Source organism: Mucilaginibacter gracilis, assembly GCF_003633615.1.
In the GTDB taxonomy this organism is placed as follows: domain Bacteria; phylum Bacteroidota; class Bacteroidia; order Sphingobacteriales; family Sphingobacteriaceae; genus Mucilaginibacter; species Mucilaginibacter gracilis.
Map to the genome: position 1 here is coordinate 4,322,780 of NZ_RBKU01000001.1, position 26,034 is coordinate 4,348,813.

At 43.2% G+C, this 26,034-nt stretch carries 21 protein-coding genes; 13 read left to right on the forward strand and 8 right to left on the reverse strand.

What is annotated here, in order from left to right; all coding sequences use genetic code 11:
* Positions 1 to 10 precede the first annotated feature (10 nt).
* The 4 genes from BDD43_RS19170 (at position 11) to BDD43_RS19185 (ending at position 2,839) form a co-directional block, all read left to right on the forward strand.
* Entirely contained in the window at positions 11 to 373 is a 363-nt protein-coding gene (locus tag BDD43_RS19170; protein WP_121199188.1) for a glycoside hydrolase, read from the forward strand.
* Between the two features lie 169 nt (positions 374 to 542).
* Entirely contained in the window at positions 543 to 1,823 is a 1,281-nt protein-coding gene (locus BDD43_RS19175) for a PQQ-dependent sugar dehydrogenase (RefSeq protein ID WP_121199189.1), read from the forward strand.
* Positions 1,824 to 1,857: 34 nt separating this feature from the next.
* Complete coding sequence (locus BDD43_RS19180) at positions 1,858 to 2,298, forward strand: c-type cytochrome (RefSeq protein ID WP_121199190.1); 441 nt, start codon at positions 1,858 to 1,860, stop codon at positions 2,296 to 2,298.
* Positions 2,299 to 2,473: 175 nt separating this feature from the next.
* Positions 2,474 to 2,839, forward strand: a complete 366-nt coding sequence (locus BDD43_RS19185) for a hypothetical protein (protein ID WP_121199191.1) — start codon at positions 2,474 to 2,476, stop codon at positions 2,837 to 2,839.
* Between the two features lie 48 nt (positions 2,840 to 2,887).
* On the opposite strand, the gene BDD43_RS19190 is transcribed toward BDD43_RS19185, so the two are convergent.
* From BDD43_RS19190 to BDD43_RS19205, 4 genes are all read right to left on the reverse strand, one after another.
* Complete coding sequence (locus BDD43_RS19190; RefSeq protein ID WP_121199192.1) at positions 2,888 to 3,106, reverse strand: CDGSH iron-sulfur domain-containing protein; 219 nt, start codon at positions 3,104 to 3,106, stop codon at positions 2,888 to 2,890.
* 41 nt (positions 3,107 to 3,147) lie between these two features.
* Positions 3,148 to 3,573, reverse strand: a complete 426-nt coding sequence (locus BDD43_RS19195; protein WP_121199193.1) for a DUF983 domain-containing protein — start codon at positions 3,571 to 3,573, stop codon at positions 3,148 to 3,150.
* A 13-nt stretch (positions 3,574 to 3,586) separates the two neighbouring features.
* Entirely contained in the window at positions 3,587 to 4,453 is an 867-nt protein-coding gene (locus tag BDD43_RS19200; RefSeq protein WP_121199194.1) for a helix-turn-helix transcriptional regulator, read from the reverse strand.
* Between the two features lie 272 nt (positions 4,454 to 4,725).
* Positions 4,726 to 5,595, reverse strand: coding sequence for an AraC family transcriptional regulator (locus tag BDD43_RS19205; protein ID WP_121199195.1), 870 nt, complete (start codon positions 5,593 to 5,595; stop codon positions 4,726 to 4,728).
* Between the two features lie 145 nt (positions 5,596 to 5,740).
* Between BDD43_RS19205 and ppsA the strand changes: the two genes are divergently transcribed.
* The 3 genes from ppsA (at position 5,741) to BDD43_RS19225 (ending at position 12,772) form a co-directional block, all read left to right on the forward strand.
* Positions 5,741 to 8,200: a phosphoenolpyruvate synthase gene (gene ppsA / locus BDD43_RS19210; protein WP_121199196.1), complete on the forward strand. Its 2,460-nt coding sequence runs from the start codon at positions 5,741 to 5,743 to the stop codon at positions 8,198 to 8,200.
* Positions 8,201 to 8,618: 418 nt separating this feature from the next.
* Positions 8,619 to 9,161: a hypothetical protein gene (locus tag BDD43_RS19220; RefSeq protein WP_121199198.1), complete on the forward strand. Its 543-nt coding sequence runs from the start codon at positions 8,619 to 8,621 to the stop codon at positions 9,159 to 9,161.
* 122 nt (positions 9,162 to 9,283) lie between these two features.
* Positions 9,284 to 12,772 (forward strand): VIT domain-containing protein, encoded by a 3,489-nt coding sequence (locus tag BDD43_RS19225; protein ID WP_121199199.1) that lies wholly within the window; start codon positions 9,284 to 9,286, stop codon positions 12,770 to 12,772.
* Between the two features lie 196 nt (positions 12,773 to 12,968).
* Here the strand turns inward: BDD43_RS19225 and BDD43_RS19230 are convergent, their stop codons facing one another.
* Both BDD43_RS19230 and BDD43_RS19235 read right to left on the reverse strand, forming a co-directional pair.
* Positions 12,969 to 15,335 carry a S9 family peptidase gene (locus BDD43_RS19230; protein ID WP_121199200.1) on the reverse strand — a complete coding sequence of 789 codons (2,367 nt, stop codon included), beginning with the start codon at positions 15,333 to 15,335 and terminating at the stop codon, positions 12,969 to 12,971.
* 181 nt (positions 15,336 to 15,516) lie between these two features.
* Entirely contained in the window at positions 15,517 to 17,427 is a 1,911-nt protein-coding gene (locus BDD43_RS19235) for an AAA domain-containing protein (protein WP_121199201.1), read from the reverse strand.
* Positions 17,428 to 17,498: 71 nt separating this feature from the next.
* Here BDD43_RS19235 and BDD43_RS19240 point away from each other — a divergent pair, with 71 nt between their 5' ends.
* The 5 genes from BDD43_RS19240 to BDD43_RS19260 all read left to right on the forward strand — a co-directional run bounded on the left by BDD43_RS19240 (position 17,499) and on the right by BDD43_RS19260 (position 23,100).
* Entirely contained in the window at positions 17,499 to 18,737 is a 1,239-nt protein-coding gene (locus BDD43_RS19240) for a M20 family metallo-hydrolase (protein WP_121199202.1), read from the forward strand.
* 115 nt (positions 18,738 to 18,852) lie between these two features.
* On the forward strand, positions 18,853 to 21,177 hold the full coding sequence (locus BDD43_RS19245) for a TonB-dependent receptor (protein WP_121199203.1): 2,325 nt from the start codon (positions 18,853 to 18,855) through the stop codon (positions 21,175 to 21,177).
* A gap of 127 nt (positions 21,178 to 21,304) precedes the next feature.
* Entirely contained in the window at positions 21,305 to 21,682 is a 378-nt protein-coding gene (locus tag BDD43_RS19250) for an STAS domain-containing protein (RefSeq protein WP_121199204.1), read from the forward strand.
* A 22-nt stretch (positions 21,683 to 21,704) separates the two neighbouring features.
* Positions 21,705 to 22,622 (forward strand): ribonuclease Z, encoded by a 918-nt coding sequence (locus BDD43_RS19255; RefSeq protein ID WP_121199205.1) that lies wholly within the window; start codon positions 21,705 to 21,707, stop codon positions 22,620 to 22,622.
* Positions 22,623 to 22,632: 10 nt separating this feature from the next.
* On the forward strand, positions 22,633 to 23,100 hold the full coding sequence (locus BDD43_RS19260; RefSeq protein WP_121202040.1) for a CYTH domain-containing protein: 468 nt from the start codon (positions 22,633 to 22,635) through the stop codon (positions 23,098 to 23,100).
* A 55-nt stretch (positions 23,101 to 23,155) separates the two neighbouring features.
* On the opposite strand, the gene BDD43_RS19265 is transcribed toward BDD43_RS19260, so the two are convergent.
* Positions 23,156 to 23,605 (reverse strand): DoxX family protein, encoded by a 450-nt coding sequence (locus tag BDD43_RS19265; protein WP_121199206.1) that lies wholly within the window; start codon positions 23,603 to 23,605, stop codon positions 23,156 to 23,158.
* Positions 23,606 to 23,858: 253 nt separating this feature from the next.
* Entirely contained in the window at positions 23,859 to 24,482 is a 624-nt protein-coding gene (locus tag BDD43_RS19270; protein WP_121199207.1) for a phosphatase PAP2 family protein, read from the reverse strand.
* Between the two features lie 445 nt (positions 24,483 to 24,927).
* Between BDD43_RS19270 and BDD43_RS19275 the strand changes: the two genes are divergently transcribed.
* On the forward strand, positions 24,928 to 25,944 hold the full coding sequence (locus BDD43_RS19275) for a glutamine synthetase beta-grasp domain-containing protein (RefSeq protein ID WP_121199208.1): 1,017 nt from the start codon (positions 24,928 to 24,930) through the stop codon (positions 25,942 to 25,944).
* Positions 25,945 to 26,034: the final 90 nt, after the last annotated feature.

A 26,034-nucleotide genomic window follows, 5' to 3' on the forward strand; every position in this document is an offset into this window, starting at 1 on the left:
CAAACCAAAAATGAAAAGAAGAATTTTTACAACGGTAGCTTTTGTTTGCTGTTTCACAATTTGCCTGGCTGTAGTGGCAGATCTATCCGGTAAATGGACCGGATCTCTTAAAACACCTAATGGTGACTTTGCGCTTAATTATAATTTTACACTTAGCGGCGATAAGGTAACCGGTACGGCCGAAACGCCGCAAGGCACCATTAATATTACCGATGGTAAAGTTACCGGTAACGATTTTACCTTTAATGTTGATGTTAACGGAATGCCCGTGCCCAATACCTGCAAGTATTACCCCGAGGGCGACACCATAAGCCTTACGTTGGATTATAGCGGTTACAAAATGCACTCAACCTTAAAGCGCAGCACGAAGTAATTTTTTTGATTTGCTAAGATATAATGCAAGTCGGCATAAATTAGCTGGCTTGCTTTTTTTTTGATAGCGGTATGCCTTTGTTGAGGTTTTAAAATTTTAAATATCTTTAACGCAAATAAAACAAAAAGCACGTTTGTCTTTTATCTAAATAAAACAAGCCATAACTTTTATGAAAAACAATGTTTTAAAATACCTGTTGCCGGTTGCCTTGCTTACGGCCAGTGTTACATTATATGCTTTAAAAGCCGATATCGGTGTACAACCAGATGCTTATAATGCCGGGCTAACTTTGCCCGCTGGTTTTGGAGCTTTAAAAGTTGCCGATTTGGGTGCGCAGGCAAGGCATCTAACGGTTACGCCACAAGGTATTATTTACGTAAAACTGGCACGCCCTAAAGAGGGTAAGGGCATTTTAGTTTTAAAGCAAAATGCCGATGGCCGCGCGGTGGTTACGGGCGGTTTTGGCAATTATAGCGGTACGGGCATCTATATTAAAGACGGATATTTGTATGCATCGTCTAACCAGGAGGTGTTTAGGTATAAACTGAATGATAACAATGAGGTGATTGACCCTAATGCTCCCGAGAAAATTATTACCGGTTTAAAAATGGGCCGCGAGCATGAAACCAAATCTATAGTTCTTGATAATGCGGGTAATATTTATGTTAACGTTGGCGCATACTCAAACTCGTGCCAGGAGCATGACAGGCAAAAGGGATCGATGGGTATTAAGGGGTGCCCCATACTGGATTCGGCAGGAGGTATTTGGCAGTTTAAGGCCAATAAGCCAAACCAAACCTACGGCCAGGGTGTGCGTTACACAACCGGCTTGCGTAACGTGGTTGGCCTTGACTGGAACCAGCAAGATAATCAACTTTTTGTGATGCAGCACGGGCGCGATCAGTTACACGATATTTTCCCGGACATGTACACCGTTAAAGAATCGTCGTTATTACCTGCCGAGTGTTTATATGCACTAAAAAAAGGTGATAACGCAGGCTGGCCATATTTATATTACGACCAGTTTCAGCATAAAAAAATAATGGCGCCCGAATATGGCGGCGATGGTAAAAAGGAAGCAGTTGGTAACTTTATTGACCCTGCGGCTGCCTATCCCGGTCATATGGCACCCAATGGGTTGCTGTTTTATACCGGTAATATGTTCCCCGAAAAATATAAGAATGGTGCTTTTATAGCCTTCCACGGATCGTGGAACCGTGCGCCGGAACCACAGGCCGGTTATTTTGTGGTTTTTCAGCCGTTTAAAAACGGAATGCCATCGGGGCAGTGGGAAGTTTTTGCCGATAATTTTTCGGGTTCACCTGCAAAAACAGCCGCGGGACGGGCAGACCACCGCCCATGTGGGTTAGCACAAGGCAGTGATGGTTCGCTCTATATTTCTGACGATTCGCGCGGAACCATTTACCGCGTGGTTTACAATAAAAAATAAAATCAACTGTATTACAATAAATCTCACTTTATTCATGAAATCGCGTTTAATTATTGCCACTTGCTTATTCACTTTTATTTCGTTACAAATATTTGCGCAGGTTAAAAAAACGGCGTCTAAAGCACCGGCAGGGTTATCTGCACAGGTTGCTGCGGGGCAAAAAGTTTACCTGCAATACTGCCTTAGCTGCCACATGATGGATGGCGGGGGCGTACCCAACATGAACCCGCCTTTAATTAACACCAGTTATGTAAAGGGCGATAAAACCAAACTCATAAAAATTGTGCTTAATGGTTTTGCCCAAAATGTAGATATTGACGGTCAGTCGTATTCAAACAATATGCCTGCGCAGGTGCAATTGACCGATAAGGAGGTTGCCGATGTGTTAACTTATGTACGCAATAGCTTTGGCAACAAATACAGCGGCGTTAAATTAGCAGAAGTTAAGGCCGTTAGAGCCACAAATAAGAAATAATTTGATATAAGTCTTTCCTGTTAATTAATTGTTATACCTTTATGCACCCGCTTCGCGGTGTTTAATACCTTTTTTTCGGACACTGTAATACCTCAGTCCGGCGAATAGTTAAAGTATAGTTCATCTTTCAAAACCGTTCCTAGGCGGTTCCGGAAGTAGTATCACAATAGCAAACATGGAAGAAAGAAAATATTTACAAACCTGGAAAAAGTACGCGGCCGTTATTCGTCTGCATCTTAAAAGAAGCAGCAACGAAGAGCAACATTTCCTGCTTAACAAAACAGATTTTGAATCGGCAGGAGATCGTGGTAAATCTGGTTATACCTTTAACATGCTGATAGAGAACGGCAAGGTGGTTAATAACATCAGTGGATCGGCTGTAGCGCGCGATTTGTTTGAAACCATTAAAACCGACGAGGTGATGAAGGAGTTTTTGAAAGAGAAAACTGTGAAGATAAATGTTGGAAAAGCATTTATGCTTACCATTAAAACCAGCCACATCTCATCCTACAAAGAAGCTGCAGTAGTAGCAGAGGCTTAATAAAACAAAAAGTGCTGAATGATTAATCATTCAGCACTTTTTGTTTTACTATACTTTACGCGGCGGCAAGTCGAAAGCCTCAGCATTATGCTCAAAATGCCCTCGGTGCGCTCCATCGCAAAATGGTTTATTTGCCGATAGGCCGCAGCGGCAAATGGATACAACGGTACGTCCTTGTAAACCGTAAGCATTGCCTTGCATATCTACAATTTCAAATTCGCCTTCAATTTTAACCGAACCGTTGTTATTAATGGTAAGTTTTGTCATGTGTTGTGTTTGATTTTCATCAAATATAGCAATCCTTACCTTTAAATGGCGGTATGTGGTTTAGCTTTTTCGGCGTTAAAATGTAATCCTGGTGTTAGCCAGTATAATAAAATAACCCTCGAATACCTAAAGTTAAACGGCGAGAGCGTAAATGCCACTCCCAATAAAATGGTAATGTATAACCAGGGGCTATTGCTGCCTGTTAAAATATACGTGCCCAGGGCCAGTGTTACCATTTGCGCCACATTCATGGCGTAGCTTACAAACATGGCTACATAAAAGTAACCGGGTTCGCGCTCAAACTTTAAATTGCAATGCGGGCAAAACTCATTCATTTTTTGGCCGGTAAAACCATACATGCTATTGGCAAACATGTTGCCGGTGCGGCAGCGCGGGCATTTGGCGTGTAAAGCTGCCTGAAATTGTGATGAAACCTTGTACTCGGTATTGGTGGCTAATGTTATCATGGTTGGGTATGGGTTAAAGTGTTTTTCTAAAATCTTCGGGGGTTAAGCCGGTATATTTTTTAAAGAATTTAGTGAAATAAGAGCTATCGGTAAAATTGAGATTGTATGCTATTTGCGTAACGGATAGGTTAAGGGTGATGAGTAAGCGCTTGGCTTCCAATATTACCCGGTTGCGTATCACTTCGCCTGCTGATGTTCCCAGTATATCTTTACATATGGCGTTTAAATGGTTGGGCGTAATGTAAAGCAGTTCGGCATAATCTTTTGGTAGTTTTAAATCGGCAAAGCGTTGATTTGTCAATTTTTGAAAATTACGGAGTAATGTGTAGTTGTAATTGGCAGTGCTTTTAGGCGCATCGGCGGTGTTTAACCGGGCTATCAAAATAAATATTTGAAGCATTAAGGCTTTTACCATATCCAGCCCCAGCTTTAAGTTGAGCTCACTTTCGTGGAGAATAGCTTCGAACAGATAAATTATTTGCCTGTGCAGTTCGGTTGGAATATTGATAATAGCATGGTTTGTGGTGCCGTCAAAAAATTGAAAATTATCCAGATAATCTTGCTTCAGCAAAAATGACTGGAAAAACGGAACCGAGAAATTGATGATGTAACCATCAACCGCTCCCTCAAAGGCCCAGCTATGCACCTGGCCCGGAACCATAAAATATATTTGATAAGGCTTTACCGCAAAACTGGTAAAATCTACCGCGTGCGTGCCCGCGCCTTCTGTAAATAATACCATATGGTAAAAGGTGTGCTTATGCGGAAGTGCCAGGTTTTTGTGCGACTGAAGATAAGGCGCAAACCGGCTTATCAGGATGTCTTCCTGCTTAAAATCGCTTATGGTGCATATGTCGTAAACCGGGAATTGCTCTTTCATAACGATACAAAGATACAGCGCAATAAAATAACCTAATGGTATTATTGATGGGTTGAATGGTGTTTTTTATTGAATCAGTAAAAAGTACCATTTGTCAATGTGCAAGTGTGCAAATGTGCGGATGTGCAAATGGATTTTGATTTGCAGGTGTGCAAATGTGGGTATGTACAAATGTGCAAATGATTTAGATGAAGTGACTGGTCCTGTAAATAATCTGAATAATTAATTTATCAATTGTATTATCATCTGCACATTTACTCATCTGCACATTGCTAAATTGTTTTATAGCTCTTCCTGTATTCCAGCGGCGATTTGCCGGCTATAGCTTTAAAGTGCCGGTTAAAGTTGGAAAAGTTTTTAAAGCCGCTGTCGTAACAAACGCGGGCTATGCTGTGTTCGGTTTCGGCGAGTAGTTTGCAGGCCATGCTTACGCGTACCTCTAATATAAATTGCGAATAGCGTTTATTGGTGCGTTGTTTAAAATAGCGGCAAAAGGAGTGGGGTACCATGTAAACAATGGCTGCAATTTCGGCAAGGGTAATTTCGCGCGCAAAGTTGTTGAGGGTGTATTGGTAAATTTTATTGAGTCTGCTTTCGTCGGTTTTATGGATGGTATGGCTGGCGTTAAAATGCGCTATGGGTAAATTATCATCTGCGTAGGCTATAACGTTCAACAATTGCATCAGTAAAATTATCCGTTCGTTTTTAGCAGCGAAATTAATATCCTCCATTAGTTTTTTAACCCTTGTTTTGGTATCACCATGTATGCTGATGCCATAAGCCGCCTTTTGCAGCAGGGCTTGTATGGCCTTGTTCTCCGGAATGTTTAAAAACGACTGGCCGAATATCTCCGGAAGGAAATGGATGGTGTATGATTCGGCCTGGATGTCCTCGTTTGCTGCATAATAACTTTCGTCGTTACGGAAAAGATGGGGCAGGTTGGCACCTATCAATATCAGGTCGTCTTCTTTAAAGCTATCCACATTATCGCCAATAAAGCGGCTCCCGGTTCCGCGCACAATATGGACGAGTTCAAGCTCGGGGTGATAGTGCCATTGGTTGTAAAAGTACGCAACAATATCATGCCTGACGTTGAAAGAGTATCCCGGTGTTTCGTGAACCTTAAATAATTGCGCAATCATTTAATACTAAAGTAACTTATAAAATAGTAAAATGTAAAATTTGTGGTTAACATAGTATCAAAAATAGTTAAGTTACATATAATGTTGTTTGTTTTTAGGGCGCACCTTTGTAGTGTTCGGTAAAAAAAAATTAAACGTTAGTAACATGAAGAGCAATAAATTTATCCTGAATTTAAACGAAGTAGGCATCAACGATATTGAAATTGTTGGCGGTAAAAACGCATCATTGGGCGAAATGATACAAAACTTAACCCAGTTAGATGTGCGTATCCCAGGCGGTTATGTAATTACCGTTGAGGCGTATAAACAATATATAGCTCACAATGCCTTGCAAGAGAAAATTAGGGAAATTGTAAAAAGTGCCGATTTAAACGACATTGATGCTTTGCGCCATTGCGGCCTAAAAGTGAGGCGCATGGTAGCCGCGGGCGATTTTCCTGATTTTTTAATTGATGAAATAACCGAGGCTTACCATAATCTGTCTCAATTATATAAGCAGACAGATGTTGATGTAGCTGTACGCTCATCGGCAACAGCCGAAGACTTACCCGATGCCTCATTCGCTGGGCAGCAGGAAACTTTTTTAAATGTGAGCGGCGCCGAGGCATTGCTGATTGCGGTGCGCAATTGTTTTGCATCCTTATTTACCGATAGGGCCATCAGCTATCGCGAAAGCTTTAATTACGATCATTTTGATATTGGCCTTTCGGTATGTGTGCAAAAAATGGTACGGTCGGATATGGCATGTTCGGGTGTAGCCTTTTCGCTTGATACCGAGAGTGGTTTTAAAGATGCCGTAATTATAAACGGGGCATACGGTTTGGGCGAAATGATAGTGCAGGGCGCAGTATCGCCCGATGAATTTATTGTTTTTAAGCCAACCTTAAAGCAGGGCTACGAAGCAATTGTTGAGCGTAAATTAGGCACCAAGGATAAAAAAATGGTTTATGGCCATACCGCTACCGAGCGTGTTAAAATTGTAGAAACCAGTAAAGACGAGTTAAATACCTTTTGTCTTAACGATAAACAGGTATTAGAGCTATCGCGCTGGGTGGTAACTATTGAGGATTACTATAGCGGTATTAAAAACCGCTGGTGCCCTATGGACATTGAATGGGCAGTAGATGGGCAATCGGGCGAGTTATTTATTGTGCAGGCCCGGCCCGAAACTATCCACTCGCGCAAGCGCCATAATACCATTACCGAGTATGCCATTACCGATAATAACCGTTTAGATAAATTGGTTTTAAAAGGTATTGCCGTGGGCGATAAAATTGCCAGCGGTAACGTAAACATATTGGTTGCCCAGCATAAAGACGAAATTAGCCATATCGATTTTAAAAAAGGCGATGTTTTGGTTACCGATATGACCGACCCTGACTGGGAGCCCATTATGAAAATGGCATCGGCTATTATTACCAATAAAGGTGGCCGCACCTGCCATGCCGCCATTGTTGCGCGCGAGCTGGGCGTGCCCGCCATTGTGGGTTGCGGCAATGCAACCGAAGTTTTACAGCAGGGGCAACTCGTAACGGCATCGTGCGTGGAGGGTGATGTTGGTTTAATTTATAGCGGTGCTATTGCTTTTAAAGAGATACATTATAACCTTGACGAGTTGCCGCAAACCGGTACACCGGTGATGTTAAACGTAGCATCGCCAAGTATGGCGTTCAATTTTTCGCACATACCTAATAAAGGTGTTGGCTTGGCCAGGGAAGAGTTTATCATCAACAATTATATTAAGGTACACCCGCTGGCGTTAATGAACCACCAAACATTGGGAGATGCCAAACTTACCGAGCAGATTGAAGAAATTACCCGGGGCTTTAAAAGTGCCGAAGACTTTTTTGTTGAAAAACTGGCTTGTGGCATTGCGCGGATAGCTGCGGCATTTTATCCTAATAAGGTAATTGTACGCTTTTCGGATTTTAAGAGCAATGAGTACTTTAACCTGTTGGGCGGCAAATATTTTGAACCTACCGAAGAAAACCCGATGATTGGCTGGAGGGGTGCTTCGCGGTATTACTCGCCCGAGTATAAAGAGGCTTTTGGGCTGGAGTGCAGGGCCATTAAATTAGTTCGCGAAAAAATGGGACTTAAAAATGTGGTGGTGATGATACCATTTTGTCGCACACCCAAAGAGCTGTTGCAGGTTTACGAAAGCATGAACCAGTACGGTTTAAACAGGGGAGAAGATGGCCTGGAAGTTTATCTGATGGCCGAACTGCCGTCGAACGTAATACTTGCCGATCAGTTTGCAAAGCATATCGATGGTTTTTCTATCGGCTCGAACGACTTAACACAACTGGTTTTGGGCTTGGACAGGGATTCATCATTAGTGGCTCATATTTATGATGAGCGTAACGAGGCCGTGAAAATAATGATAACGATGCTTATTAACTCGGCTAAAAAGGCTGGCGTAAAGGTTGGCATTTGCGGGCAGGGCCCGTCGGACTTCCCGGATTTTGCGCAGTTTTTGGTTGAGCAGGGTATCGATTCTATCTCGGTTACGCCCGATTCATTCTTTAAAACGGTGAACGCTATTCATGAAATTGAGAACGAACTTAAAGATAAGGAGGAAGTTATTTTACGGAAGGCGGTTTAATTGTAATAGCCACCCAAGGGTGCTATGGGGGTGCGGAGCAATTTCTTAACTTATACGCCTTCCATGTTTGTTTTTACAGGGTTTTCTGTTTTGGTAATCGGGGAAAAAATAATTTTTAGTTCTGTGTTTTACTTTTCTCAAAACACTTTTTATACTAAAAAGGACACCTTTAATAACCTTGCCAAACTTGTAATGCACACTGTATTTATAGTGTAAAGTTTTGGAAGTACTTTTTAAAATACTCACCCGAAGCTGATAATCAGTAATTAACAAATGTTGAAAGTGTGGTTTAGCCCGGTTAGTTGTTAAAGTTTTTGTTGCCCTAAGCCGTATTGTAATTATGGCAACATGTTTGCTTAGGTGTTATCGATTCTGTAATTAACAGATGATATATTTAATACAAACGAAAACACAATTTATGAACACTTCAACTAAATGGATCGCATCGGCTGTAACAGCAGTTGCCATCTTTTTCGGATCAAACGTTATGGCGCAAACTAATACCAATCCGGGCGAAACATGGCGCTTAGGTATTGGCATTGAAGGCGGCATCCCAACAGGTAACCGCAGCGATTTTTCGAATTTTGCATTGGGCGGAACAGCTAGATTACAATACGATACAAAATCGAACATATCGTTAATGCTAACATCGGGTTATTACAACATGTTTGCTAAAAGCCAAACCATTGGCGGTACAAAATATACGCCTAACGATGCTGGCCTGGTACCCGTTAAAGCAGGTATAAAAGTTTTTGCTACCGAAAACATTTATTTTAGCGGCGAGGCTGGTGCAGGTTTTGAAACCAATTACGCTAAAAACACCAAACTTATTGTATCGCCGGGAATAGGTTATGCTAACTACAAAGGCTTAGATATTGGTTTGCGTTACGAAAACTTTTCGGGCCAGAGCGATAGCTACGGTTTGGTTGGTTTGCGTATAGCTTACGGCTTTAAATTGTAATAAGTAAAATTTCAACAGGAAAAGGTTGCCCAAAAGGCAGCCTTTTTTTGTTATATACCTTTTTTTAAAAAGTATTTATGGAATGTGTTTCGCGTTTGCATCCCTTGCGAAATTAACAAACCATGAGAAAACTAAATATTTTCGTTCTACAGGTATTTGTACTGCTCTTATCACAAATATCAATTGCCCTGGCTCAAAGCCCGCAGCTTACTGTTGATGGCAAAAGCAACAACGGGGTTACACTACAGCAATTAAAAATTGATGTTGCGGTGTATGGCAATATTAGCCGTACAACCTGGCAAATGACTTTTTATAATTCTACATCGCGCATATTGGAGGGTACTTTAAGTTTTCCGCTTAAAGACGGGGTGAGCATTAGCCGCTATGCGCTGGATATAAACGGTAAAATGCGCGAAGCCGTACCTGTTGACAGGGGCAAGGGAGCCGTAGTTTTCGAATCGATTGAACGCCGCAGGGTTGACCCGGGCCTTTTGGAAAAGGTTGAAGGTAATACCTTTCGCACACGCATTTACCCTATAAACCCACACAGCACACGCACAGTAATTATAGGTTACGAAGAAGAAATACCGTTGGCTGATAACGGGAGCCTTAAATTTACGCTTCCGCTGAATATTAAAGATACGGTTAGTAAGTTTTCGCTCACAGCATCGGTAATTCAAAGTGCAACGGCTCCGGTTGTTGATGGCGCAAACAGCGACGACCTAAAGTTTGATAACCGCCAAAACACCTACTCGGCATCCATTAATAAAACTAATTATACGCCCAGCCATTCCCTGTCGTTTTCTATTCCCAAGCCATTGGATGCCAGCGAGGTAATGATACAGGCAAAAGGTAATAAGTACTACTATTTTATCAATACAGTTTTGCAGCCCAAAACAGTGAGCAAGGTACTTCCGCAACGTATTGGTTTGCTGTGGGATGCTTCATTGAGTGGTGCCAACCGGGATAGCCAAAAAGAATTTGCGCTATTGGATGCGTATTTAAAAAAGATAAACAATGCCCAAATTACGCTGGTAACTTTTAGTAATACCGTTTTAAGCAATAAAACATACACCATAAATAGCGGTAACTGGGCCGCCTTGAAAGCCGACCTGGAACATGTTACCTACGATGGTGCAACTAATTTGGGTAACATTAATTTATCGCAATACGCTGTAGATGAGTTTTTATTGATGAGCGACGGGCATCAAACCTTCGGCGAAAAAACGCTGAAACTGATTAATAAACCTGTTTACTGTATCAACTCTTCGGCTGTTGCCGATTACAGCAATTTGAAATTAATAGCCCTTAAAACGCATGCCGAATTGATAGATTTAACTAAGGATGACACCGAAAAAGCCTTAACTATTTTAACCAATCAGTCGTTACATTTTTTAGGGATAAAGCCAGGTGCCGATGTTGAGGAGAATTATCCTTCTTTACCGGTGGCTGTGGGGCGCGCGTTTTCGGTTGCGGGAGTAACACGGAATCCTAACCAAAAAATTACTTTACAATATGGCTATGGCGATAAAGTAAGTTATGAAAAAGAGGTTACGCTTGACCTGGCCGAAAATGCAGTAGAGAACGTGGATGTAGCCAAACTTTGGGCGCAAAAAAAGATAAGCGAACTGGACATAAATTATGATGCCAACCGCCAGGATATAGAAGGCTTAGGCAAACGTTTCGGTATTATTACCCGCAATACGTCGCTCATTGTTTTAGAAACTGTTAACGATTACATACAATACGGCATTGAGCCACCCGCCGAATTGCAGGCAGAGTATGATAATATTATGAAGCAAAGAGGAACCAGTAATGTTGAGGTTGAACGCGAAAACTTATCGCAGTCGGTTAACATGCAGGCCGAACTTAGCCGGTGGTGGGATAAGGATTTAACGCCGAAAGAGGTTGTTGTGGCGAGTAAACCTATAGAACACAATATTGCTCCCGGCAGCAGGCCAACCGGGCGGCCAATACAAATTAGCGGTACCGTATTGGCTAATGATGATAAGCGGCCAATAATTGGGGCGACTGTGCGAATCAGCGGCATTAATACAGGTGTGATAACTAATGGTAGCGGCCAATTCAGTATTAGCGGAACTCAGAGCTGTACGCTTATTGTATCTGCCCTGAGTTATCAGGCTAAACAAATTACGGTAAGGCATGGTGCGGTGAGTACGATATTGTTGAATGATGCGCGTAATACTTTAAATGAGGTAGCTGTTGTGGGTTATAGCACAGTGAGAAAAACCAGCGTAACAGCTTCGGTACAAGCTATACAGGCAAGCCCGGCGTCGCAAGGTTACTATAAAGCCGAGGATGTGAGTAGTTCGGTGGCTGGTAGGGTATCTGGTTTGTCTGTAAGTCAGGGCTCCCAAAGCGCACCTATAGTTACCGGAGCACCGGGCGCGGACAATAATAACATTCGCATTCGTGGTACATCAACTTTTGCAGGCAATTCGGATCCGATTTATATTATTGATGGTGTGGAAGTGAGCGGTTTGCCCAATATCAATCCTAATGATATTGCCTCAATTAAAGTATTAAAAGATGTCAGCGAAACCGCTATGTACGGTAGCAGGGGAGCAAATGGCGTTGTAATTATAACCAGTAAAAAGGGCAAAGCTGCCCAGGCAAGGGCAAATACTAATGGCGGTAATAATACAGATTCGGTTCGGCTGGCGAAGACGGGCGATATTAGTATTGCTTATAATCCGGCGGATGCCGATTATTTAAAAATTATACAAAACGAAGCTAAAACGGGCCAATACCAAAAGTATTTAGATTTAAGAGAGACTTTTAGCGCCAACCCGGTTTACTATTTTAACGTAGCCGATTACTTTTTAAAAACCGGCAACAAAGAGATAGGTATGCGCATACTAAGCAACCTGGCCGAAATGGATTTAGGCAGTTACGAACTGTACAAAATGCTGGGTTATAAATTGAAGCAAATTGGCGATTATGAAGGTGAGGTTTTTGCCTTTAAAAAGGTGACCGATTTGCGGCCGATGGACCCACAAAGCTACCGCGATTATGGTTTGGCTTTAGAGGATGCAGGCCAGCACCAGCAAGCGTTAAATGTGCTTTATAACGCCATGACCAAGAGTTATACCGCCGATGCCGACCGCCTGTACAATGGTATACAAGAAATATTTTTGCCCGAAATAAACAGGATAATTGCACTGAATAAAGGCAAACTCAGTACATCGACCGTACAAAAAAATCTGATTAAACCCATGCCGGTTGATATACGCGTGGTGATGGACTGGAACATGAATAACACCGATATTGATTTGTGGGTAACCGACCCTAATAACGAGAAATGTTACTACAGCCATAACCGCACCGAAATTGGCGGCCGCATTTCGCACGATATGACACAGGGTTTTGGCCCCGAACAATTTTTATTAAAGAAAGCTATAAAGGGCACCTACAAAATAGAGATAAACTATTATGGCGACAGGCGGGCTACCATTGCCGGGCCAACTACTATAATGGCCGAACTGTTTACGCACTACGGCACTCCGCAGGAAAAAAAAGAGCTTATTGTATTACAAATGAAAAAGGAAGCAAACGGCACAGTGTACATTGGCGACCTGGATTTTAAGTAGTGAGTACATGAAAACGAGGCTGCCTCAAAAGTAAATTGGCAAAATTCTGTTAATCTCAGTGGCCTTAGTGCTCTTATCTCTGTGCCCTTTGTGGTGAAATTTACCACAGAGAGCACAGAGATTTAACACAGAGGAGGCTGAGATTTTCTCATTTTGCAATGATTTTACTTTTGAGACAGCCTTGTTTTTACTTGTTTTAGAATGGGAATGCCGGCCCGGTACGTGGGTCGGTTTTGCTGGTTATTTTATATTCTACGGGTGGTTCAACACCTAACAGGTTTTTCACAAAGTAATCCCAGCGGCGGCGCATCATGTATGATGAGTATGGCCCGTAGCCGTGCGCACTGTTGGGGAATATAACCAAATCGTAGTTTTTGTTGGCTTTTTCTAAGGCTTCAACTACCAATAAGGTATTTTGCGGCGGTACATTATTATCCATTAAGCCGTGTGCAAGCATTAACTTGCCTTTTAGGTTTTTGGCGTAATTTTGGTTGGCCTGTGCATCGTAATCGGCGTTGGCGGCTAAACCGTCATAGCGTTCGCCCCAGTCGTCCTCGTAGTTGCGGTTATCGTGGTTGCCCGATTCGGAAATACCCACTTTAAAGAAATCCGGAAAGCGGAACATTGCTGTCGCGGTAGCAAAGCCGCCTCCCGAATGACCCCATATTCCTACACGGCTAATATCCATGTAGGGGTTCTTTTCGGCTAATTGTTTAATAGCCGTTATTTGATCGGGCAAGGTGTTTTCGGCCATGTTGCCGTAGCTCATATCATGGAAGCTTTTTGAGCGCAGCGGGTTGCTGGTTCCCTCTAAAACTACCACTACAAAACCCAGTTCGGCAAGGGCCTGGTTATCACCACGTGATGCCGCGAACGACCAGCCACCTACACTACCGCCCTGCGGGCCGGGGTAAATGTAATCGATAACCGGGTATTTTTTGGTAGGATCAACATGGGTAGGGGTAAACATTAAGCCGTAAATATCGGTTTTACCATCGTGAGCCTTAACGGTGAAAGGTGTAACCGGTTTCCAGCCTGTAGCTAACAGTCGTGAAATATCGGCTTTTTCTAAAGTGGTAATGAGTTTGCCATCGGCATTACGCAGCACAACAACCGGCGGTACATCGGGTTTTGAATAGCTGTCGATAAAGTAATTATTTGTTGGCGAATAGGTTATGGTGTGGTTACCTTCTTCGGGAGTTAAAACGGCAAAGTGCTTACCATCAAAGCCAACACGGCAAAGCTGACTAAAATAAGGGTTTGCTGCTTCGCGGCCATCGGCAATAAAATACACCATTCGGGCTTTTTCGTCAACCCGGATAAGGCGCGTTACTACAAATTCGCCTTTCGTTATCTGGTTTTTAAGTTTGCCTGTTGCGGCATCGTATAAATATAAATGCCCCCAGTTATCACGTTCAGAAAACCAAATGATCTCGTTTGTTTTGGCCAGATAGCGCCAGTTAATGCTTCCCCAGCCCGATTCGTATTGGGTTTTTACATCTTCTTCAAAAACTTCCTGTACGGCACCGGTTGTGGCATCGGCAATGCGTACCTTTTCCTGCTTATGATCGCGCGAGGTTGATACAAAGGCCAGCTTGGTTCCGTCGGCACTCCAATCGTTATCGTCAAAAGTGCCGCTGCTCGCTATATCATCGCTCAAAGTAGCGCGGTGAGGGTCGGCAGGTATTAGTAATTTAATAACCTTCGGCTCGTCAACATTAATAATAACCCGCTCAATCATCGGGATGGTTTTATCTCCCGGCAAGGGGTATTTCCATTGTTTTAAGGTAGGGGCACCAACGTTGGTGGTTACCAAATACATATCGCTTACGTTACGCTGATCTTGCTTAAAGGTTGAAACCTTTTTAGAATCGGGCGACCAGGCAACAATTGCCCCATCGCTTGCTTTCCAACCCGCGTTATCGGTAGCGTAACCGTAATCTTTAATACCATCGGTAGTCAGTTGGGTTTCTTTACCGCTTTTTACATCGCGGAGCCAAAGGTTATAATCTTTTATAAAAACGGCTTTTGTACCATCGGGAGATGTAACAGCACCGCCAAATCCGCCACGGCGACCGCCGCCGCCACCTCTGCGACCACCGGCTGCACCGCGCATGCCCGATGCCGGTTGCGAGTTATCTTCGGTAACGGCATAAGTTTGCAAATCGCACTTCCATTGCTTGTCGTCCGCCTGAAATATTATCGCTTTATCGTCAGTCGAAAAGCTGAAGCTTTGAAAAGGCAACATAGCCGCCTCGTATTTTTTACCAGCTGCTGCCGATAAAGAGGCCGCGAGCTTTTGATGATCGAAGGCTGCTGCACGCGTACCTTTTGCCGGGTCAACCAGCATAAATTCGCTGCCCTGGGCGGTTAAAACGCGATACCAAAATTTATCATTTGCTAACCAGGTGGGGCGTACGCTGGCACGGTCAATAAAAGGTTCGGTATTATAGGTCATCATGCTTTCGGCACGCTGGTAATCTTGAGTGGTTAGATTACCCTGCTGCGCATGTGCGGCAAACGCTAATGCCAGGGGCAAAGCGGCAAGTAATTTTTTATTCATGGCTAAAAAACAATAATGTCAGTTATAAGCACACAATATAACAGTAATTTTTGGAGTAAGCCCGGTTGTATTAAAGCCGTTACATTAAAGCCCCCTAACCCCCTGAAGGGGGAATTGAAAAGCACGCAATTAATACAAAGAAAATGGTAGCTTATCAGGATTATGTTAAACCGAAATACATTTATTCGTAATTAATCAACTCCCATGCGCTTTGGTAGCCGTTTATCTTTTCGGCGTAGCTAATCAGGTCGGCATAAAAGGGCAGGGTGCCTAACGTGGAACTGTCACCTATAATAATTAGCTTTTTGCGGGCCCTCGTCATGGCAACATTCATGCGGCGGATGTCGGCCAAAAAGCCTATTTGGTTGTTGCTGTTACTCCTGGTCATGCTAATATAAACTACGTCGCGCTCCTGGCCCTGAAAGCTATCAATGGTGTTTACCGATATTTTATTGCCGTAGTCCGCAAGGCTTGGCGAGTTTATGAGCTGTTCTTTAAGCAAACGTATTTGTTCCTGATAGGGAGATATAACGGCGATACTGGGGAAATTGTTTAGCGTGTAACGCTCCGTTAACCCAGCAGCAAGTTTTTCAAGATGCCTGAATAGCAGGGCGGCCTCGTCCGGGTTGGCAACGCTGGTGCCTGCGGTTTGTTCGTCAAAGCCGCAACCGGCGGTATCAATAAAGGTAAACGGAGTGTCGCCGGCAAATAGTAAATGTTGAGCTACGCTGCTATGCGCCTTTAATTGATCGTAATAAAACACTTTAGACGAATAAGCCATTATGGCCTCGTTCATGCGGTATTGCTCATCAAGCAGCGTAACAGAATTGGGATGCAAGGCTATACATTTTTCGAGCAGGGTAGTGCTTAAACCCTTGCGCCCAGCCTCGGCAGATTTTATGGTTGGCGATAGCTGGCAATGGTCGCCGGCAAGTATTAGTTTTTGGGCCTTTAGTATCGGTATCCAGCAGGCGGGTTCGAGGGCTTGCCCGGCTTCGTCAATTACAACGGTGTTAAATTGCAGGTTGCGGATGGTGTAATGGTTGGCACCAACCAGCGTTGCCGAAATTACCTGCGCCCTGGCTACCACATCATCAATAATGTATTGTTCGGTTTTATCAACGTCCTTCATTATTTTGTGGGCCTCATCAAACAGGGCCTTGCGCTGGTCGCGTTCGGCTTTGCCAAAGCTGCGCTTGTATTTGTGCGCCATGTTTTTAAACTCCGAAGCCATTTTTTTTAGCTTCTTAATATCCTTCATCTGGCTATGTTCGGCCATTTTGTTATCCAAAGTTAAAGCCATTAACCGTGCCGATACCCTTGCCGGGTTGCCTATGCGCAATACATTTAAACCTTCGGCGGCCAGTTTTTCGCTTAACAAATCAACAGCAGTATTGCTTGGCGCAACTACCAAAACCCGTTTTTCGCCATTGCGGATCAACGATTTAATGGCCTGTACCAGCGTGGTTGTTTTGCCTGTGCCCGGTGGCCCATGTACCACGGCCAACTCCTGCGCCGACACTATTTTTTGTACCGCCGTTTGCTGCGATTGGTTTAAGCCCGTTGTTGACGAATATACATATCCTGTAGAAAACGACGGTTCCCTTTCGCCAGTTAATATTTGGATGAGTTGGCCCTCGGTGGGTTTATCGTGCAAAACAGCGGCCTGTTTAAGGGCGTTCTGCATTTCATCGTAACTGTTGTTATCAAACAGTAGGTCGATTCCTAATTTGCCGTCGCGGCACCAGTCGGGCAGTTCATCGGTAAACAAATTCAGCTTTATGCGGTCGTTGCCCTGGTAGGTTACCGTGCCCTCGATGCGGTCGTTTTTGGGGTCGTGGTTGGAGAATAGCGCTGCCGACGAGCCGAACCTGAATTGGTGGGCAACATCTTGGTGCGTGGTGCGCTCCAGTTCAACGGTTAAATAATCGCCACGGCTTGGCTCGGTTCCGCGTATGGCAACGGGGTACCAGGTAATACCATTGGCGCGGCGGTCGGCAGCCGAGCCCGATTCGGTTAGCTTGATATACGAGTTGCGGTCTTCATTCAGTTCAATTTTGAGTAAATCCTGCAGCTTTTTAAAATAATCCATCGCACAAAGGTAACACCTTATAAATTGTTAATATATTGTGAACCGAAAACACCCCGATAAAATATTAAAGCATGAAAATAAACGCAAAGCGATTAAGCAGTCACTTTGGTGAGATGAGCGAAATAGGTAAAATTGGCGAAACAGGCACCTGCCGCCCTGCGCATTCAAAGGAAGAAAAGCAAGCCTTTGAGCTGGCCTCAAGTTGGATGCAAAGCGCAGGTATGCAAACCCATATAGATAACTTTGGCAATTTAATAGGCCGCCTTGAAGGCAGCGAACCCGATTTACCCGTGCTGATGCTGGGCTCACACCTTGATTCGCAGCCTTACGGCGGCAGGTTTGACGGCGTTGCCGGGGTTTTATGCGCTATTGAAGCCATTACTACACTAACAGAAAACGGCATAAAACCACGCCGCAGCATAGAAATAGTTTCGTTTGCGGATGAAGAAGGCTGGCGGTTTAAAAAGGGACTGTTTGGATCGCGCGGTATACTGGGCAAACTGGAAGACGGCGAACTGCAACGTACCGACCATGACGGCATAACCCGCGAAAAGGCCTTAACGGATTTTGGCTGCGATATAACTGCCTTTGCTAACTCGCAATATGCACCCGGCAGTATTTATTGCTTTTTGGAACTGCATATTGAACAAGGCCCGATATTGGATTGGGGAAACAAACCCATTGGCATTGTTACCGGTATAGCGGGGCCATTGTGGCTCACGGTTAAATTAAAAGGTATGGCTGGTCACACTGGCTCGGTACCCATGCACCTGCGGCAGGATGCCTTGTTAGGGGCGGCCCGCATTATTGTAGGTTTAAACGATATTGTAACCCAGATACCCGGCGCGCCAACAGTTGGCACGGTGGCTACTATTGATGTTTTCCCGGCCTCGCGAAACATTATTGCCGAGGAGGTTTCGTTTACACTGGATTTGCGGGATATTGACCTTGACAGGCGCCATGCATATGAGAAACAGGTTAGAGAAATGATAGCAGCAACCGCCCAAAAACATAAACTTACCTACGAAATAGCCGAAGATACCAACAGCGAACCGCGTTATTGCGCTACCTGGATAAAGGATATTATCAAACAGGAGTGCGTTACATTGGGCGTGGATGCGCCCGAACTAATGAGCGGCCCTTTTCATGATGCTTTGGCACTATCATACGCGTGCGATTACGGGATGATATTTATCCGCTGTAAAGACGGTGTGAGCCATAACCCCTTGGAATATTCGACTGACGAGGACCTGGCCCTTGGTACCGAGATTTTGTATGGTACGGTTTTGAAAGTGTTGGATAAAGAGTAAGTATATATGCTTGTTTTAAGCAATGATAAGGCATATTTATTTATGTTTGTAGCAAATGCGTAGCCTTAGTTTGGGTTGCCTGTTAATTAAACTATCATAATTTTAAAATCCATATATGGGCAGATACTTACTTTGTGTTTTGTTTTTATTGTTGACGTTGCCTGTATTTGCCCAAAAAAAATATACCATTAGCGGCACCATCCGCGACGAAGCTACCGGCGAACAGCTAATTGGAGCCACAGTGCGGTTAAAAGAAGTATCGGCGGCAGCTACGGCCACCAATAACTATGGCTTTTATTCTTTTTCGGCTCCGGCGGGTGCTTATACCCTTATCGTTACCTATATCGGGTACGAAACCATTAGTCGTTCGCTCACCATTAGTCAAAATCACAGCCTTAATATAGCTTTATCGGCCAAAAGCAGTTTAAAAGAGATTGTTATTAGTGCCAACCGGCCCAATAACGACCAGATTGCGTCGCCGCAAATGGGAGTGGAGAAGCTAAACATGGCCCAGATTAATAACGTACCTGTGCTAATGGGCGAAAAAGATATTTTAAAAACCATTTCGCTTTTACCGGGCGTAAAAGCAGCCAGCGAAGGCAACACCGGGTTTTATGTACGAGGCGGAGCATCCGACCAAAACCTGATTATGCTGGATGAGGCTACGGTTTATAATGCTTCGCATTTGTTCGGCTTTTTTTCTACCTTCAATTCGGATGCTATAAAGGATGTTGCACTTTTTAAAGGCGGTATGCCTGCCGAATACGGGGGCCGTTTATCATCGGTGCTGGATATTAAAATGAACGATGGTAATAATAAAGATTTTACCGTTCAGGGCGGTTTGGGGCTTATCGCATCGCGCATTAAGGTTGAGGGCCCATTGGTTAAAGATAAAGGCTCGTTTATGGTAAGCGCGCGCCGCACCTATATCGATGTGTTTTTGGGTGCATCAAAAGATTCGGCAATTAAGGGCAGCAGCCTTTACTTTTACGATATCAATGCCAAGGCCAACTATCATTTTAATGATAAAAACGCCGTATACCTTTCGGGATATTTTGGTAAAGATGTATTGGGGCTAAAAAACACCTTTGGTACCAATTGGGGTAACGCAACGGGCACTATAAGGTTTAACCACTTGTTTAATAACAGGTTGTTTTCAAATACATCCGTTGTTTATAGCAATTACAACTACGTTATACAAAGCTTTAGTGCCGATAATAATTTTAAGGCCACATCGCAAATAACGGATGTTAACCTCAAGGAAGATTTACAATATTCTATGGGTAACGGGCATTCGCTAAAGTTTGGTATTAATGTTTTGCACCATAGCATAGCTCCCGGCGATATTACTACCAACCAAACATCAAGCTTTAACAGCCGCAGCATTGAGCAGCGTTACGGCTTTGAAAACGCCGCCTACGTTAGCGACGAATGGAAAGCTAACGATAAGCTTACCTTTTTATACGGCCTTAGGCTGAGTGGTATGTTTTTGCTTGGCCCCGGTACATTTAAAACTTACGATTTGGCCGGCAACACCGTTAGCTCAAATACCTATAGTTCGGGTTCGGTAGTGCAAAGTTATTTTAATTTAGAACCGCGCTTTTCGGCCAGTTATACCCTTAACGACGAAAATTCGGTTAAGGCATCGTACAACCGCAATACGCAAAACATCCATTTGTTAAGCAACTCCACCAGCAGCACACCAACAGATTTGTATGTGATGAGCAGCAACAACGTTAAGCCCGAGATAGCCGACCAGGTTTCTACTGGTTATTTCCGCAATTTTAAGGATAATACCTACGAGTTTTCTGCCGAGGTGTACTACAAGTGGTTGCAAAACCAAATTGACTATAAAGACGGAGCCCAATTGATAGCCAACCAGGACGTAGAATCGCAGTTAACTTATGGCTCGGGCAGGGCATACGGCTTGGAGTTGTTTTTGAAAAAGAAGTATGGCCGTTTTAACGGATGGCTGGGCTATACTTTATCCAGAACAGAACGCAAGTTTGCGGCCATTAATAACGGCAGCTACTATCCCGCAAGGCAAGACCGCACGCACGACGTTTCTGTTGTAGGCATCTACCAGCTTAACAAACGGTGGACGTTTTCGGCCTCATTTATTTACGGAACGGGCAACGCGGTTACTTATCCTACGGGCAAATATAACATTGGCGGCTTAACCACCTTCTCTTATTCGGAACGGAACGGCTACAGGCAACCCGCAAGCAACCGGCTTGATTTAGGCGCAACGCTTGAAGGTAAGGAACACAAAAAATACCACTCAAGCTGGAATTTTGGTATTTACAACGTGTATGGCTATCATAACCCCTACATTATTACCTTTAGAGATAGCAAAACCGTACCTAACACAACAGAGGCCGTGGAGACAAGTATTTTTGGCACTGCCATACCATCGGTTACCTGGAATTTTAAATTTTAAAGCAATGTTGGGCGTTTAAAATAAGGCTTGCCATTATTGAATACTGTTTTTAGTACGCTGTTCAATGATAACAGGCTATTTTAATTGCCCCTAAAATAATATACCTTTACACCTCAATTTATTAACAATGAAATTTACTGTAGACAAGCACGAAAAATATGTTGTGGTAAAGCTCAATGAAAGCAAACTAAATTCGTTGATAACACCCCAGCTAAAATCGGAGTTAATACTGATGAATACCGAAGGGCAGCGAAATATCGTTCTTGATTTGTCGGCTGTAAAATTTGCTGATTCATCTGGCCTCAGCAGTTTACTGGTAGGGCACCGTTTGTGTAAAAACGGCGACGGCGTTTTTATCCTGGTAGGTTTAAATACCCCGGTATCAAGGCTGGTAACCATATCGCAACTGGATAACGTGCTTACCGTAGTTAATACAACCGACGAAGCTATCGATTTGATCTTTATGGAAGAGATTGAAAAAGATCTTAAAAAAGAATCAAGATAACACCTCTATTTGTTAACCGAACATGAGATTTGATGTAACCATTCTGGGCAGTAGTTCGGCAACACCAATTTATAACAGAAACCCCACAGCGCAGGCGCTCAATATTAACGAACGTTTTTATTTGATTGATTGCGGCGAAGGCACGCAACAACAAATGCTGCGTTTTGATATCAAATCGAGCCGGATTGACTATATTTTTATCAGCCACCTTCACGGCGATCATTACCTGGGCTTGGTGGGACTGCTATCGTCGCTTCATTTAAACGGACGTAAAAAACCGTTAACGCTATTTGGGCCGCCGCATTTAAAGGAGATTATTGATATTCAATTCAAATACTCAGAAACAACGTTGCATTTTGAGTTGATATTTTACCCAACCAATGCCGAAAAGGCCGAAGTGATTTTAGACAATCAGGATATTACGGTAGAAACCATTATACTCGATCATAGGGTAGCGTGTACCGGTTTCCTGTTTCGCCAAAAGCGCAGGCTCCGTAAAATAAACAAAGAAAAGGCCGACGAGTTGGAAGTGCCCGTAACCTATTACTCGATACTAAAGCGCGGGGTTGATTACTTAACTACCGATGGGCAGGTGCATCCCAACAGTGAGCTAACAACACCTGCCGATGAGCCAATGGCTTACGCCTACTGCTCAGACACGCTGTACAACGAAAGTTACTTTAAACAAATAGCCAACGTTGATTTGCTTTACCACGAGGCTACCTTTGCCCATGCCATGCTTGATAGAGCCAACGAAACCCACCATACCACCGCTTTGCAAGCGGGAGAGATAGCAAGGCTCACAGGGGCTAAAAAACTACTGATAGGCCATTTTTCGGCGAGGTATAAAACTCTTACCGAATTGCTGGACGAGGCCCGCTCGGTTTTCCCGGAAACGGAACTGGCCATTGAGGGCAAAAATTTTATTATTGGCAATTGATATTTTTGCAATGGGAGTAGAGATTGAAAGAAAATTTTTAGTTGACCATGCCAAATGGCAAACGCTGCAAAAGCCCCATGGTATGGTTATAAAGCAGGGCTATTTGTTAACCGACCCCGAAAAAACCATTCGCATACGGATAAAAGACCAACTGAGCTACATCACCATTAAGGGTAAGACCAAAGGTATATCGCGCAGCGAATATGAATACCCTATACCGTTAAACGAGGCTAACGAATTGTTGAGCAGCCTTTGCGAAGCCGTTATTAGCAAAACACGCTACTGCATAACTTTTGCTGGCAAGCTTTGGGAAGTGGATGTTTTTAACGGTGATAACCAGGGTTTAATAGTAGCCGAAATTGAACTCGACGATGAAAACGAACAATTTGATACTCCGCCTTGGCTTGCCGCCGAAGTTAGCGACGATGCAAGGTATTACAACTCAAACCTGTCATTAAATCCGTTTAAAAACTGGTAACAAAAAAGGCGGCAAATTCTCAAATCTGTCGCCTTTTTTTTGCTGGGCCAGCCAATCAGTTAAATATGGTATGCTGGTTCTCCATTATCTTTTCGATAGATAATTTACCCGAACCCACTACGCAAAATACCATTAATAATACCAGGGTTACAATAGATAGCCAAACACTGGAGTTACCCGGCAACTGTACCGCGTTTGAAAGCAACACGGCGCCAAGTACAATTGGTATTTGCACCAGTGATGCTATGCGCGAAAAAATGCCCAGGGCTAACATCATACCACCAATTAAATGTATAAAAGCAATGGCGTAAACTGCCGGCATCAATATGGTTTCGGGCAAAGTAATTGCGTTTTGGTTGGCAATAATAGCATGCAGCGTATAGCTATTATTAATGAAAGACGCGCCCTTAAAAGCCAGGAAAATGCCTAAAGCAATCCGGATAGGATCAAGTACCAGGGGGTGATGCGTGTTACCCCAGGTTTCAATTTTGTGAACGGTATTCATTTTGCGACCTCCTTTTTTTTTGATTTAGTATAAAGTTACAAACGCAACCTTAAAAAAGCAAGCGGTTTTAGCGCAAAAAAGGCTATAAAATGCTAATAATCAAATAATTGTAAATTATATAGCTTTAGGAGGATAAGTATAAAAAATTATCAATAAAAAGGCGTTTTAACACCAAATACACATAGCTATATTGCCTAAGCTTGCAAATTTGATTTTAAATAAACACGTTTTGCTGTAGTTTAAGCCTTGTTTTTTAGCGCAAACAGTAATGAAAAAGCGAAAAGCCAATAATTGCACCCATAATACTGCCCGCCAATACCTGCATTGGCGTGTGTACCTTTAGGTAAAGGCGTGCTATACAAACCGTTACCGTAAGGAAAAGTATAATATAATAAAGCACCCAAAAGCCCGGTTGGGCAAAGCGCGATTGCAGATCGAACAAAATAGCAAACATACCCCAGGAGCCACAAGCGTGTGTGCTTATTTTCCAGTAGGGGGTAATTAGCGTAAGGCCAATTACCGATACAGATACCGCTACCATTGATAAGGTTAAGGCATTGGTGGCACCTTGTGTATACACTAAAAACAAGCATACCCCGGCATAAATAAAGCACGAAAATATTTGCGGTATAACGCGGTCTTCCTTGTTATCTAAGGTAAGCGTCCGTATTTTTTTTTGCTTGTATAAAACAAACACTACAATAAACGGCAGCAGGGTAGTGGCCAAAAATATGTAGAGTATGGCCAACAGCTTATCGCTGATGGTGGTAATGTGTGTTAGCTGCGGAAAATAGAATAAAATGATCCAGAAAAGATAGGACGGAGCGATAAGCGGGATAAGTATAATAGAAACAATATGCGCTGCAATTCTTTTCATGTTATTAATAAGGGTGTTATGCTAATTTCTATTTTAAAATAAGGCAAAGCTAAAGGGAACAAAATAAAATGGCATATGCAAAAAATGTTTTAAAAACGCTCACCAGCCAAAACTGAGCAGTTAAAAATGGGCGGCATTTTTATCAAAATGCTAAAATTGACCTTTGTATTTGCGCTAAATTAACAATTTGGTAAAAAAGATGGCTAAACAATATATTTAGCTTTAAAAACGTTCAATTTAAGATTCAAATTTGACGGTTTTGTGCAATTTTTTTAAATAATTAGGTATGTATCAGGCTTTTTTGCAATAAAACTCCTACTATCTATATTAATTTGATAGATTATTATGAAAATTTGAAAGAATATCATAAGTTCGCATTCATAATTGAATTATTCGTTACAAAAATCGCATATTTGAATCAATCTTTACAAAAACACAATTAACAATGGCAACAAAACTTGAGTACATTTGGCTTGATGGCTATAAACCCACACAAAGCCTTCGTAGCAAAACAAAAATTGTAGATGATTTCGGCGGAACATTAGGCGAGTGCCCTGATTGGAGCTTTGACGGTTCTTCAACCGAGCAAGCACCAGGCGGCTCATCTGATTGTATTCTTAGACCAGTTTTCATTTGCCCTGATCCGCAAAGAAAAAGTGCATTCCTGGTAATGTGCGAAGTATTAGATTCAACAGGAACAGCACACGTATCAAACGGACGTGCCTTGATCCAGGATGACGATAACGATTTTTGGTTTGGCTTTGAGCAAGAATACTTTCTTTGGGATCCTAAAACCAATAAACCTCTTGGCTTCCCGGCTGGTGGTTACCCAGGTCCGCAAGGCCCTTACTATTGCTCTGTAGGTGCTAACAACGCATTTGGAAGAGAAATAGTTGAAGAGCACTTAGACGTATGTTTAGATGCAGGCTTAAATGTTGAAGGTATTAACGGCGAAGTTGCCGCAGGCCAATGGGAATTCCAGATATTCGCTAAAGGCGCAAAAGAGGCCGGCGATCAAATTTGGGTTGCACGTTACCTGTTAGAGCGCATCGGCGAAAGCTATGGCGTATCTATCAACTGGCATTGCAAACCATTAGGTCAGCTTGACTGGAATGGTTCGGGCATGCACGCTAACTTCTCAAACACTACATTAAGAACTGCAGCAAGCCAGGAAACTTATACCAAAATTTTGGAAGCTTTCCGTCCGGCAGAAGTTGTTGCCGAGCATATTGCCGTTTACGGGGCCGATAACGAGCAACGTTTAACCGGTAAACATGAAACCGCTTCAATTAACGATTACAGCTATGGCGTTTCAGATCGTGGTGCTTCTATCCGTATCCCGTTATACACAGTTCAAAAAGGCTGGAGCGGATACCTGGAAGATCGTCGCCCTAACTCTGCTGCCGATCCATACAAAGTAGCCGCGGTTATCATCAAAACTGTAAAATCAGCTAAATTGTAATACTGGTTAGCCAGATAATAAATCCCCTGGATGTAAATTCAGGGGATTTTTTTTGCCCTCATTTGTGCATAACGCCAATAATAAAGCTGC